The sequence below is a fragment of the Haliscomenobacter sp. genome (assembly GCF_040403615.1).
Lineage (GTDB): Bacteria > Bacteroidota > Bacteroidia > Chitinophagales > Saprospiraceae > Haliscomenobacter.
In genome coordinates this window covers 1-12,055 of the sequence record NZ_JBBAKG010000073.1, presented here as the reverse complement: position 1 = coordinate 12,055, position 12,055 = coordinate 1, and the positions used below count along the sequence as shown (strand labels likewise).

The window sequence follows — 12,055 nt, the reverse complement described above, 5'->3', positions numbered from 1 at the left end:
CCCATGTCAAAACCAAACACCTGGAACCGCGATCTTTTTGCCCAAACCTGGCATTTCGCAACCCTCAAGCACAGTGGTCAAAGTTACGGCGGACGGCTTCCCGAGCAGCAAATTGACTACATCAATCACCTGAGTAGCGTGGCCATGGAAGCCATGTGGGTGCTGGCCAATTCTACTGAAACCTACCATGCCGATTTGTTGCTGCAATGCGCTTTGCTGCACGACACGCTGGAAGATACCGCCACTGATTTTGAAGAATTGTCGACAACTTTTGGTCTCCCCGTTGCCGAGGGTGTGCTGGCTTTGACCAAAAACAAAACCCTGTCTGATAAAAACCAGCAAATGCTGGACAGTTTGCAGCGCATCCAGCAGCAACCCAAAGAAATCTGGATGGTCAAAATGGCCGACCGCACTACCAATCTTTATCATCCGCCTTATTATTGGAACAAAACCAAAATTGCCGCTTACCGAGCCGAAGCCCAAATCATTTACGATCATTTAGCCAGTGCTGATGCATTAATGGCTCAGCGTTTGGCTGAAAAGATCGAAGCTTATCAAGCTTTTTTATGATTTTTTAGTTTTTTTTTCATTTTCCTGGAACGCTTTTTTAAGGGCGAGACACTTGAAGGAGAAAGCAGCAAGATCCCAACTGCATCCAAAATTTCCTTTCCCGCTATATCCATCATGCACTGCAGATAGGCAATCCGCTTATCCGTGGTGCATTTTTTTTGGACAAGGTAAAAAAAGCGCATTTTTTGTGCTTATTTTAACCCAGGATTCAATTGAAATGATGGTATGAAAAAATTACTTGTTTTTTGCCTTGGCTTAATCTTCATTTTGCCCATGCGTGCACAGCAGCATGCCGAGCAAAACCATTCCAAGTACATTCCACCCAGCGATCCACAGGTGCAGCAAAAATTGCAGCAATGGCAAAACGTAAAGTTTGGGTTATTGATGCATTGGGGAACCTATAGCCAGTGGGGCGTAGTAGAGAGCTGGAGCCTCTGCCCCGAAGATGAGGGTTGGTGCGAACGCCGCGGGCCGTATGCTGCGGATTGGTACACCTACAAAAAAGCTTACGAAAACTTGCAAACCACCTTCAACCCTGTTGATTTCAATCCCGATAAATGGGCCAAAGCGGCCAAGGCTGCCGGAATGAAATACCTGGTGTTTACGACCAAGCACCACGATGGTTTTTGTATGTTTGATACCAAGCAAACCGATTATAGTGTAATGCAGAGTCCTTTTGGAAAAAATCCCAAGGCCAACATTGCCCAAGAGGTATTTAAAGCTTTCAGGGCTGAAAACTTTATGATTGGCGCCTATTTCTCCAAACCCGATTGGCATTCAGCAGATTATTGGTGGCCTTATTTCCCTCCCAAGGATCGCAATTCGAGCTATCCACCTAAAAAATACCCTGAGAAATGGGAAAAATTCAAGTCTTTTACCTATAATCAGATTCAGGAATTGATGCGCGACTATGGTAAAATGGACATTTTGTGGCTGGATGGGGGCTGGGTGCGTCCCTTTAGCACCATTGATACTACGGTTTCCTGGCAAAAAACCATTCCCTTCGATCAAGACATTGATATGCCCAAAATTGCCGCCATGGCGCGTACTTTTCAGCCTGGACTACTGGTGGTAGACCGCACGGTAACAGGGCCTTATGAAAACTATGTTACGCCTGAGCAGCAAATTCCAGGTAATTATCTACCCATTCCCTGGGAGACTTGCCTGACCATGGGTGACTCCTGGAGCTATATTCCCAAGGAAAATTTCAAGCCTGCGCGAAAATTGATCCATATTCTGACAGAAGTGGTATCTAAAAATGGCAACCTATTGCTCAATGTAGCCCCCAGTCCACAAGGAGATTTCCATCCCGAAGCCTATTTGCGGCTGCAAGAGATTGGCAATTGGATGAATGTCAACGGCGAAGCGATCTATGGGACTACAGGTGACAATAAGATTGGGCCACAAGGCAAAATGGTTTTCACCCATAAACCTGATGCGATTTACGCAATATACCGCGCAGAAGAGGGCGAGAGTTTGCCTTCAAAAATCGAGATCAAGAACCTGGTTTTGGATAAAAACAGCAAAATCAGCCTCCTGGGCATTAAAGACCCACTCAAATGGAGCATGACCAATGGAACAGTCAGCATTGTCATCCCTGAGAAAACAGCAAAAGTTGTTGCCGGTTCTTTCGCCTGGGTATTTAAAATAAGCGTTTAACCATAATTTAGCACAACTTACTACCAATGCAAACCAGAAGAAAATTCTTGCGCTGGTCGGCACTCAGCCTACCTATGCTTTCGCTCAATCGAGTCATCGCCAAAAGCAAACCATTATTGGCCACCAAACCGATCGTGGTCTCTACTTGGGACAGTGGTTTGCCCGTAAATGCTGTAGCCTGGAAGATTTTGCGCGAAAAAAATGGTCGCGCCTTGGATGCCGTAGAAGCCGGAGCCAGATTCATCGAAGACGACATCAATTGCTGCGTAGGTCTGGGTGGCAACCCTGACCGTGATGGCATCGTAACCCTGGATGCTTGCATCATGGACGAAAAATCCAATTGTGGTTCGGTGGCTGGTTTATCCTACATCAAGCACCCCATTTCAGTAGCCCGCAAGTTGATGGAAACCACTCCGCACGTGATGTTGGTTGGAGAAGGCGCGTTGCAATTTGCGTTAGCCAATGGATTTCCAAAAGAATCGGGCAAACTCTCGTCTGATGCGGAAAAAACTTACAAAGATTGGCTGAAAAAATCGGAATATAAGCCCGTAATCAACATTGAGCAGCAACAGAGCAAAGGCAAAAAAGACAAAGGTCATGGCCCTTTTGCGCCAAGTTACTTTGACGATGGCACTCCCAATCACGATACCATGGGGACGATTGCCCTGGATGCCACAGGAAACTTTTCAGGAGCATGTACCACCAGTGGCATGGCCTTCAAATTGCACGGTCGGGTGGGCGATTCGCCCATTATTGGTGCGGGTTTGTTTGTAGACAATGAGATAGGTGCTGCAACTTCATCTGGACAGGGAGAAGAAGTGATTCGGGTAGCCGGTACTCACCTCGTCGTAGAAATGATGCGGATGGGCAAAACCCCCAAGGAGGCTTGTCAAATTGCGGTTGAACGGATCGTCAAAATCAATCCAGAGAAGGCCAAAGGCTTCCAGGTTGGTTTTATTGCCATCAATAAAGAGGGAGAATACGGAGCATTTTCCATCCAGCCTGGGTTCAGCTATTCGGTGACCATGGCCGAAGATGGTGGAAAAGTATTGATGGCCGAGAGCCATTATAAAGCTTAAAAAAAAGCGCGCCTCCCCCACTCCTAGCATTGGGGAGGCGCCTTCACATAAAGCCAGTAACTAAAACCCATTAATCAGTTAACAGTTAACATTCTTGAAAACAACGTTTGTCAATTACGTCAGTTACGTTTCGTTGCCCTTTTATATCTTTGAATTTGAACGGTAGAGAATCACTTTTGATGCTGCTAACTGATCTTGTCTAATTGAAATACATAATCGTGCCAAAATGGAATCCAAGCGCAATATTTATTCATTTTTTTTGACTTTTCTTTTTGCCCAACCCCTCGTGGCCCAACAAGGCGGAATTTACTCTATTAGCAAAAGCACTATTTCCGACCGGGCGATGGTGGTTTCGCCTCATCCACTCTCCACTCAAGTTGGCTTGAACATTCTCAAGAAAGGCGGCAACGCCATTGATGCAGCCATCGCCATCCAATTTGCAATGGCCGTGGTTTATCCCCGTGCAGGAAACATCGGCGGTGGTGGATTAATGGTGCTGCGCAAAAAAGACGGTAGTTTCGATGCACTCGATTATCGGGAGAAAGCCCCCACAGCAGCAAGTCGCGACATGTACCTCGATGCCCAAGGGAATGTTGTTCCGCGATTGAGTATTGAAGGCCACCTGGCCTCTGGTGTACCAGGAACGGTGGCTGGCATGCTTGCAGCGCATAAGAAACACGGAAAATTGTCTTTTAAAACCCTGATTCAGCCAGCAATCGATTTGGCTCAAAACGGCTATCAAATCACCCAAGGAGAAGTTGATCGCCTCAACAACAATCAGGCAGCCTTTAAAAAATACAACGACCAGGACAATGCACTGGTTAAAGCAGAACCCTGGAAATTGGGCGATTTATTGGTACAAACCAACCTTGCCGCTACCCTGAAGCGCATCCAAAAAAAAGGCAATGCGGGTTTTTACAAAGGCAAAACGGCTGACTTTATTGTTGCAGAAATGGCCAAAGGCAACGGTCTAATTTCACACGAGGATTTGAAGAATTACACCGCCATTTGGCGCAAACCAGTTGAGGCCAATTACAAAAATTACCGCATCGTATCCATGCCCCCACCATCTAGCGGAGGCATTATCATTTTGCAGTTGATGAAAATAATGGAACGCTATCCTCTGGCCGAATGGGGATTTCAATCCCTCAATGCAGTACACCTCATGGCCGAAGCGGAGCGCAGGGTGTACGCCGATCGGGCTCTATACATGGGCGATCCCGACTTTGCCAAAGTGCCTCAAGATTCCCTGCTCAATGCAAAATATTTGCGCCAACGCATGGCTAATTTCAATCCAACCCTCGCTACGCCAAGCAAAGACATTCTGGCTGGAGACTTCCGCAGCATTGCCAAGGAAAGTTTTGAAACCGAGCATACTTCCGTGGTCGACGCCGAAGGCAACGCAGTAGCCGTAACCACTACCCTGAATTCCAATTTTGGCAACAAAGTAATGGTGCACGGTGCCGGCTTTTTGCTCAACAACGAAATGGACGATTTTAGCGCCAAAGCGGGCGTGCCCAATCAGTTTGGGCTGGTAGGCAGCGAGGCCAATTCCATTCAACCCAACAAGCGCATGTTGAGCGCCATGTCGCCAACCATCGTGGAAAAAGATGGACAATTGTTTTTGGTGATCGGTGCTCCCGGTGGATCAACCATCATCACGGCGGTGTTTCAAACCATGATGAACGTGATTGAATTTGGCATGCCACTCGATGAAGCCATCAAAGCTGGTCGGTTCCACAATCAATGGTTACCTGATGAAATATGGGTAGAAAAAGGGGCGTTGACGACCGAATTGCGCAAAGAGTTGGAAGGACTTGGCCACAAGTTTCGCGAAGTCAATTACATGGCGGTTGTCAAGGCCATCATGCGTTTGCCAAATGGTCAATTGCACGGTGCGGCAGACCCACGGAATCCTGATGACGATGCAAAGGGGTATTAAAATTAAGCATGCTGGTTACCCCAATTCTACCCCGCGATAGATTCCTTGCATCGAAATTTCTACCCCCATCGATTGCAAGGGAATCATCTCGTCCAAACCAAAATAATCGGTGGTGCGCCAAAGGTCGGGCGCTTCGCGGTATTGGCGGATGACATGGTGCATTTCCTGGCTAACCAACAGGTATTCCATAAAACTTGGTACAGTGCGATAAAGGTGAAATTTGCCGTGAAAATCAAAAGTTTCTGAGCTACTTGAAGTTACTTCAACGATCAACAATGGATTGGTAATGATGTCGCGGCGATTGTTGTAAAGTTCAGGCTTTTGTGCAACGGTAACCGCGTCTGGATAAACAAACCGATCCCGGCTTTCAATCCAGATTTTCATGTCGCTGCTGTACAAATGGAAAACGTTTTCTTGTTGTCTAATTGAAATTAAAATTTCAGCACCTACTGTCATAGTCAGCTGATTATGGGTTGTTGTTCCTCCGGCCATCTCAATAATTTTGCCTTTGTCATACTCATGCTTGGTGAGACTGCGCTCCTCCAATTCGAGGTATTCTTCGATGGTGAATAATTTTGAAGCTGCTGAAACAGTCATATACTTAAGTTTAATTCATCCGGATTAAATCCAGAACAAGTTATACAAATAAAATTTAAAAAACAAATAAAAAACAAAAACTATAGACTGATCCCAAAAACCGGCCCGACATTCCATTTGCCCGCAGTATGCGAAGCAGCTACATCAAAGCGGAAGAGTCGAAAAATGCCAAAGCCTACGTTTTCGATTCCGGCGGCCAATTCAAAGTAGTTTTTCTTTTGCTCCACTTGCAGAAAATGGCCGCTGAAGACGAGCTTCCAGCCCAATTTTTTCACCAGCGGAATCCAGTCCAACACGGCGCCTTCAAAATGGTGTTGCCAATGCGCCTGGAAAAAAGAGCGGTCAGTGCTAAAATCGTAATATGGCAACAGCAAGAAACTGTTCATGTAGCGGTTTTGATCGCCGAGAATGGTTTGATTGCCGTTGAAATGCGCATAATCTATTAATTCCAATGCTTTGCGGCCAATAAAACTTCCGCCTTGTACCCGGAATGCGGAGTAACCCCATGCTCCCAATGGCAAATTGTCTTCTTCGATGGCCACACTGAGCAGGTGGTAGTTGGCATCGCCAAAACCGCCCCGGTAATTCAGAAAATACTCGGGGCCATTGATTTCTGCAATGTATTTTCGTCCAGGATAAGTGTAATACTTTTGACCAGGGCGGAAACTGAAGCCTACATTCAGGGTCAGCGCACGGCTATGGCCAAAATTTTGTGCAGCTTTGCTTGGGACGTTTTCGGTAAAAGGCCTGCGATTGGGATCATCTTTTTTGGACCAGCTTTGATCGGTGGTGTTGACCATCTTGCGGCGATTGGCCCATTCCAGACTTGAATTCAGTCGGATGCCGTTGACCAATTCTCGGTTAAAACCTACCCGAACCGAAACTTTGTCGTACAATTTCATGTAGTTGCGCCGACTCATCAAGGTATATATAGAGTTGATGGTTGGCGAAATGGGATCATTGCCATTGAATTGCACCGCTTGCCGCCCACCACCAATACTGAGTTGGGTGCGGTGAATGCCTTCAAATTGTTGGGAATAACTGCCATATGCCCGAATCACCTTTTCTGAAAATCCATAATTAATTGCCCCATTCAAGCGGTACCATTTGGCGTTGTAATCGTCGAAATCTTTGGTGTACCCCATTTTTAGCGAAGCATTGTATCCTTGCATGGTATTGAATTGCAAGGTGCTGATCGGCGAAGGCACATTGAAATACTCTCGGTAATACGATCGACTATAGGTGTAACCCGAGAGTAATTTCATGACGGTAAATTTGTTGTTTTTACGATCAATCGAATCTTTCCAGGGCTTGGATTTCCACAAAACTTGCAAACTGTCTTTTTTGGTGTAGTCTTTTGTTTCCTCCGCAGTCAAAGGAATGGGGCGCAAGGTGTCCCAAAAAGCCTGGCTTTTCTCGTTGGCGCCATCCTTGACAATGAACACTTCTTTGGTAAAAAACTTTTCGGCAAAAGCAGGCTTGATGTCGTAATTGCTCAGGATGGAAGTAAACGTACCCACCATTTTGAAGCCCAGTGCGCCCGCTTTAAACTTGATGTTGACGGAGAAAGTACGCCACACATCTTCGGTATTGGCGATGGAAAGGAACACTTGCTTGATGAACAAACTGTCTAGTCCCGGCTGTTTGATCGCCGATTGCAGAAGCAAAAAATCGGTGGCTTGTACTGCCCAATCCTGATCCACAATGTAGATATAGCCCCGATAAACGGGATCTTCGCTGCGCTTGGGGATCAACTGGATCTTTTTGAGCACGCGGCCCTGGTCATCGGTGATGCTGCCAATGAGTTTGTACTTGTAGTAAAACAGGGCATTATCGGCGATGGGCGACACGATTCGGCGACCCAGTTCTGAGTAGCTTTCATAGGGACTAAAATCCATGTCTTGAGCCCGATTGAAGCCAAAACCCTGATCGTTGCCGGATACTTTGGAGTAGATCATCTCCTCGCGGTATTGATCTGGGCGACGGAAAAACAGATTAGACCGCGATTCAGACAAGTAAATAATTCCTTTTCCGGTGCTGTCGAGGATGCCACCCATGGTGCCAATTTCCTGACCCATGATTTTTTTGGGGGTTTTGTCAAAACCAATATTGCCTTTGACGTAGGCATCGCAGCGGTATTCTTCCACCTGATTGCGGTAATATTCACGTTTTTTGATGGCGGCACGGATGATTGGGTAAGCAGGGTCTTCGGCGTTGGAACGTACTACAAATTCACTCAACTGAACGGAGGCTTCTTTCAGGGCGACATCCAGTTTTTGCGGTTCACGGGTCATGGTTAAGTGCAGCGTTTTTTGCTCGTAACCAATGTATTGGTACACCACATCGTAAGTACCGGGGCTGAGACTCAGGCTGTAGGAACCTTTTGCGTTGGTGGTGGTGCCGGTGGTACTTCCCTTGAGGTAAATACTGGCGAAGGCCAATGGCTCACCTTTGGTGTCGGTCAAAGTACCAGACAATTGAGCTTGAATTTGGCTGAATCCAAGTAAAAACAGGAATAAGAGGGTAAATTTTCGCATGTGTGTCGGGCGTTAAATGCTAGAACCTTATTTATCTAAAAAGAACCTCAAAAACGGAAAAAAGATGGTTGTCGGCAAACACTTTAAGATCGACTTAACATTCTAATCGACTTTCGTCATCAAAAGTCTATTGTGTAAAAAAGATAAGCTGACATTCTTTTGTTCACCCGTTTTTAATCAGCCCCCCTTCTGGCTTATTTTTAGTTTAATCATTCTTGTTTAGAATCTTTCAAAAAACAGTAACTTTTTATTTAATTTTTTTAAATCTTCTCGAAATCATCATTACATTGCATGCAAATTATTTCTTATACTCAATGTTCTGAAAGAACGATTTATCCCTAATAGCACACTAAATATTTACCCATGGAACTCCAAACAAGTCAATTGACCACATTTCTCGATCAAATCGGTAATGCCCTTACCACTGGAAAGCAAAAAGCCGCCCAGGAACTGAATGCCACAATTTTGAAAACCTACTGGGAAATTGGCAAACACATCGTGGAATGCGAACAAAAAGAAGGGGAAAAAGCTGAAGTTGGAACAGCCCTCTACTCAGCCCTGGCCAGCGAATTGAGCCATGCTTTTGGGAAAGTTTTTGACGGCGACAACATTAGCGCTATGCGCATGCTCTACTTTTCTTTTCAAATGAATGGTGCCTTGTCCTTCAAATTGACCTGGAGCCATTATTTGGAGATTTTAAAATCAAATTCCTCTCTGGAAATTGGTTTCTATACTTTACAAGCCGAAATGGAGGGCTGGAGTGTCGAAGAATTAAAACGACAAATCAACAACAAACTTTTTGAGCGCTTATCCCAGAGCAATGACAAACTGGCGGTACTGCAAGAAGCAAGCAACGGGCTGATGGCTAAACAAACCGAAAATTCATTCCAGGATAAAAATGTACGGGCGTTTATGGAAATATGAGTTGGCAACAGGATTTCTAATGATGAGCCAAACATGCTTTTAGGGATTTCAGCAAGCATTTATGCGAATGAATGCATCAGGTACTGTTTTTTTTAACTTTAGAAGTTGCGTTTGCACATTAAAAAAATTACACTACCTTTGAAGCGTATTCCAAACAAATATGCACGATTTTTTTGATCCTACCTTACTCAGTATCAGCAAGCTGTACGGCTTAATCGGTTATCCGCTTAGCCATTCTTTTTCACGCAAATATTTCACTGAAAAATTTGCTCGGGAACAAATTACTGGATGTCAATACGAGCTTTTCCCGATTGAATCCATCGATTTGTTGCCGGAGTTATTGGACAGTTTTTCCAATCTGCAAGGACTAAACGTGACCATACCTTACAAGCAGCAAGTCATCCCTTTTTTAAGTTCTTTGGATGAGGGGGCAGCGGCAGTGGGGGCTGTAAACGTTATCAAGGTAGAAGGCAAGCAACTCAAGGGGTACAACTCCGATGTTTACGGATTTGAAACTTCATTACAGTCCTTTTTAAAAGAACACCACGCCCAACCTGAGCATGCTTTGATTTTGGGTACTGGTGGTGCAGCCAAAGCAGTAAAGTTTGTCCTGCAACGGCTAAACATTCCTTTTTCCATTGCTTCTCGACAACCTCAAGCCGATCATTTGAGTTATGAAGAGATTAATGCGCAGATTGAAGCGTTTCCGCTCATCATCAATACTACGCCGTTGGGTATGTCACCAAATTTGGAGGCCTGTCCAGCATTGAATTATGCCGAGATGGGTTCGGGTCACCTTTTTTACGATCTGGTGTACAACCCTGAGATTACCGCATTTATGAAACAAGGCCTTGCCAAAGGGATTCCAGTCAAAAATGGATTGGAAATGCTCTACGGACAAGCCGAAAAAGCATGGGAAATATGGAACACTCCGGCGGACCTTACCGCAAAACGCTAAATGAAATGTCTGATTTGATGAAAGATATGCTCAATCTAACCAATGACTTCCAATTGGATTTTTCCAATACTGAAATTGCATTCGCCGATCGTTCGGATAAAGAATTAAAAAAAACAGCCTGGCTATTTGGAATGATGAACAATCAATGGCTGGTTGGAATTGGCTCCAAAATTGGGCTTGCGGCCATCAAGTTGCACCTCCCATTTGTACAAGGGGCCATCAAAAACACCATTTTTGAGCAATTCTGCGGCGGCACCACCCTGCTGGAATCTCAAAAAACGATCGACCGCCTGAAAAACTCCAATATCAAATCGATTCTGGACTACGGTGCAGAAGCCAAAGAAGAGGAAACCGAGCTCAACCACACCATGAACGAAAACTTGCGCAGCATTGAATTTGCTGGTCCGCTTGATTTTGTTCCACTAGTGAGCACCAAAATCAGTGGGCTGGGTCGTTTCGAGCTACTGGAAAGTGTGCAAGCCGGAGTAGCTTTTACCGAAGAAACGAAATCAGAGTACCGCAGCATTCTTCGCCGTCTGGACGCCATTTGTACTGCAGCTGCAACGAAAGGCATGTCGGTATTCATCGATGCCGAAGAAACATGGGTGCAAGATACCATCGATCACCTGGCGGAAATGATGATGAAGCGTTACAATACCGAAAGGGTGGTCGTGTACACTACCTGCCAAATGTATCGACACGACAGATTGCAGTATTTGCATGAATTGTACGAACGCTCGCAAAAAGAAGGTTACGTATTGGGTGTAAAGCTCGTACGCGGCGCTTACATGGAAAAAGAAAGGGATCGTGCCGAAGAAATGGGCTACTCCTCCCCTATCCAACCCAGCAAGGAAGCTACGGATGAGGCCTACAATTCAGCCTTAAAATTTTGTCTGGATCATTACGACAAAATTGCCTCTTGCAACGCTTCTCACAATGCGGATAGTGCCCGGTTCCTGGCAACTCAAATGGTGGAACGCAAGATCCCTCGTGATCACCCCAACTTACTGTTTTGCCAATTGTACGGCATGAGCGACAACCTTACCTACAACCTCGCTGCGTCTGGTTTCAATGCTGCCAAATACGTGGTTTACGGATCGGTACGGGAAGTAGTACCTTACCTCATTCGCCGTGCCCAGGAAAACAGCTCCATCACAGGCGACATGAGTCGGGAATACCGCCTGGTAGCAGATGAACTTAAACGCAGAGGCATTAAAATCTAATTTATGGCATTTAAGATTTATACCAAAACCGGAGACAAAGGCGAAACCGGCCTTTTCGGTGGCAAGCGTTTGCCCAAGTACGACCAGCGCATTGAAGCGTATGGCACGGTTGATGAAGTGAATGCATTTATTGGATTGGTACGCGATAGTTTGCAAAATGCCGAGGTTCGGGATTTCCTGAAAGAGGTACAAGACCGCCTCTTTACCATCGGTGCCAATTTGGCCAGTGACCCTGAAAAGGACATGGCAACACCCGACTTATTGGAATCTGACGTAGTTGCCCTGGAAAAATACATGGACAGCATGGATGAATCCTTACCTACGCTCAAGAATTTCATTTTGCCTGGTGGGCATCCTACGGTATCTTACTGTCACATTGCCCGCACTATCTGCCGTCGAGCTGAACGTCAGGTAGTTGCCTTGGCAGTCAATGAACCCGTTGAAGAGATCATCATGATCTATCTGAATCGCCTTTCGGATTACCTTTTTGTGCTTTCGAGGAAAATTGCACAGGACTTGAATGTACCTGAAGTAAGTTGGCATGCGCGGAAGTAATGATTAGGGGC

11 protein-coding genes are annotated in these 12,055 nt (G+C 45.6%); 8 read left to right on the top strand and 3 right to left on the bottom strand.

What is annotated here, in order from left to right; translation table 11 throughout:
* The first annotated feature begins 3 nt into the window (after positions 1 to 3).
* Positions 4 to 570, top strand: coding sequence for an HD domain-containing protein (locus tag ABW391_RS20280; RefSeq protein WP_353483738.1), 567 nt, complete (start codon positions 4 to 6; stop codon positions 568 to 570).
* Here ABW391_RS20280 and ABW391_RS20275 read toward each other — a convergent pair.
* On the bottom strand, positions 555 to 752 hold the full coding sequence (locus ABW391_RS20275) for a hypothetical protein (protein ID WP_353483737.1): 198 nt from the start codon (positions 750 to 752) through the stop codon (positions 555 to 557). The two genes, ABW391_RS20280 and ABW391_RS20275, sit on opposite strands and share 16 nt — an antisense overlap.
* Before the next feature lie 43 nt (positions 753 to 795).
* Between ABW391_RS20275 and ABW391_RS20270 the strand changes: the two genes are divergently transcribed.
* From ABW391_RS20270 to ggt, 3 genes are all read left to right on the top strand, one after another.
* Entirely contained in the window at positions 796 to 2,229 is a 1,434-nt protein-coding gene (locus ABW391_RS20270; RefSeq protein WP_353483736.1) for an alpha-L-fucosidase, read from the top strand.
* A 26-nt stretch (positions 2,230 to 2,255) separates the two neighbouring features.
* A complete protein-coding gene (locus tag ABW391_RS20265) occupies positions 2,256 to 3,308 on the top strand; it encodes an isoaspartyl peptidase/L-asparaginase family protein (RefSeq protein ID WP_353483735.1) in 1,053 nt (350 codons plus the stop codon).
* A gap of 226 nt (positions 3,309 to 3,534) precedes the next feature.
* Positions 3,535 to 5,250, top strand: coding sequence for a gamma-glutamyltransferase (gene ggt, locus ABW391_RS20260; RefSeq protein WP_353483734.1), 1,716 nt, complete (start codon positions 3,535 to 3,537; stop codon positions 5,248 to 5,250).
* A gap of 15 nt (positions 5,251 to 5,265) precedes the next feature.
* Here the strand turns inward: ggt and ABW391_RS20255 are convergent, their stop codons facing one another.
* Positions 5,266 to 5,847, bottom strand: coding sequence for a Uma2 family endonuclease (locus ABW391_RS20255; protein WP_353483733.1), 582 nt, complete (start codon positions 5,845 to 5,847; stop codon positions 5,266 to 5,268).
* Between the two features lie 80 nt (positions 5,848 to 5,927).
* Positions 5,928 to 8,384 carry a DUF5686 and carboxypeptidase regulatory-like domain-containing protein gene (locus tag ABW391_RS20250; protein ID WP_353483732.1) on the bottom strand — a complete coding sequence of 819 codons (2,457 nt, stop codon included), beginning with the start codon at positions 8,382 to 8,384 and terminating at the stop codon, positions 5,928 to 5,930.
* A 363-nt stretch (positions 8,385 to 8,747) separates the two neighbouring features.
* Between ABW391_RS20250 and ABW391_RS20245 the strand changes: the two genes are divergently transcribed.
* The 4 genes from ABW391_RS20245 to ABW391_RS20230 all read left to right on the top strand — a co-directional run bounded on the left by ABW391_RS20245 (position 8,748) and on the right by ABW391_RS20230 (position 12,044).
* A complete protein-coding gene (locus ABW391_RS20245; RefSeq protein ID WP_353483731.1) occupies positions 8,748 to 9,308 on the top strand; it encodes a DUF1016 N-terminal domain-containing protein in 561 nt (186 codons plus the stop codon).
* A 160-nt stretch (positions 9,309 to 9,468) separates the two neighbouring features.
* Complete coding sequence (locus ABW391_RS20240) at positions 9,469 to 10,266, top strand: shikimate dehydrogenase family protein (protein ID WP_353483730.1); 798 nt, start codon at positions 9,469 to 9,471, stop codon at positions 10,264 to 10,266.
* Complete coding sequence (locus ABW391_RS20235; RefSeq protein ID WP_353483729.1) at positions 10,221 to 11,489, top strand: proline dehydrogenase family protein; 1,269 nt, start codon at positions 10,221 to 10,223, stop codon at positions 11,487 to 11,489. The genes ABW391_RS20240 and ABW391_RS20235 overlap by 46 nt, the downstream gene beginning before the upstream one ends.
* A 3-nt stretch (positions 11,490 to 11,492) precedes the next feature.
* Positions 11,493 to 12,044 carry a cob(I)yrinic acid a,c-diamide adenosyltransferase gene (locus ABW391_RS20230; RefSeq protein ID WP_353483728.1) on the top strand — a complete coding sequence of 184 codons (552 nt, stop codon included), beginning with the start codon at positions 11,493 to 11,495 and terminating at the stop codon, positions 12,042 to 12,044.
* Positions 12,045 to 12,055 lie beyond the last annotated feature (11 nt).

Excerpts from the sequence above, each read along its gene's own strand:
- ABW391_RS20280 (WP_353483738.1), top strand. The coding sequence starts at position 4 with ATGTCAAAACCAAACACCTGGAACCGCGATCTTTTTGCCCAAACCTGG.
- ABW391_RS20230 (WP_353483728.1), top strand. The coding sequence starts at position 11,493 with ATGGCATTTAAGATTTATACCAAAACCGGAGACAAAGGCGAAACCGGC.
- ABW391_RS20245 (WP_353483731.1), top strand. The coding sequence starts at position 8,748 with ATGGAACTCCAAACAAGTCAATTGACCACATTTCTCGATCAAATCGGT.
- ABW391_RS20235 (WP_353483729.1), top strand. The coding sequence starts at position 10,221 with ATGGGAAATATGGAACACTCCGGCGGACCTTACCGCAAAACGCTAAAT.
- ABW391_RS20270 (WP_353483736.1), top strand. The coding sequence starts at position 796 with ATGAAAAAATTACTTGTTTTTTGCCTTGGCTTAATCTTCATTTTGCCC.
- ggt (WP_353483734.1), top strand. The coding sequence starts at position 3,535 with ATGGAATCCAAGCGCAATATTTATTCATTTTTTTTGACTTTTCTTTTT.
- ABW391_RS20265 (WP_353483735.1), top strand. The coding sequence starts at position 2,256 with ATGCAAACCAGAAGAAAATTCTTGCGCTGGTCGGCACTCAGCCTACCT.
- ABW391_RS20255 (WP_353483733.1), bottom strand. The coding sequence starts at position 5,847 with ATGACTGTTTCAGCAGCTTCAAAATTATTCACCATCGAAGAATACCTC.
- ABW391_RS20275 (WP_353483737.1), bottom strand. The coding sequence starts at position 752 with ATGCGCTTTTTTTACCTTGTCCAAAAAAAATGCACCACGGATAAGCGG.
- ABW391_RS20250 (WP_353483732.1), bottom strand. The coding sequence starts at position 8,384 with ATGCGAAAATTTACCCTCTTATTCCTGTTTTTACTTGGATTCAGCCAA.
- ABW391_RS20240 (WP_353483730.1), top strand. The coding sequence starts at position 9,469 with ATGCACGATTTTTTTGATCCTACCTTACTCAGTATCAGCAAGCTGTAC.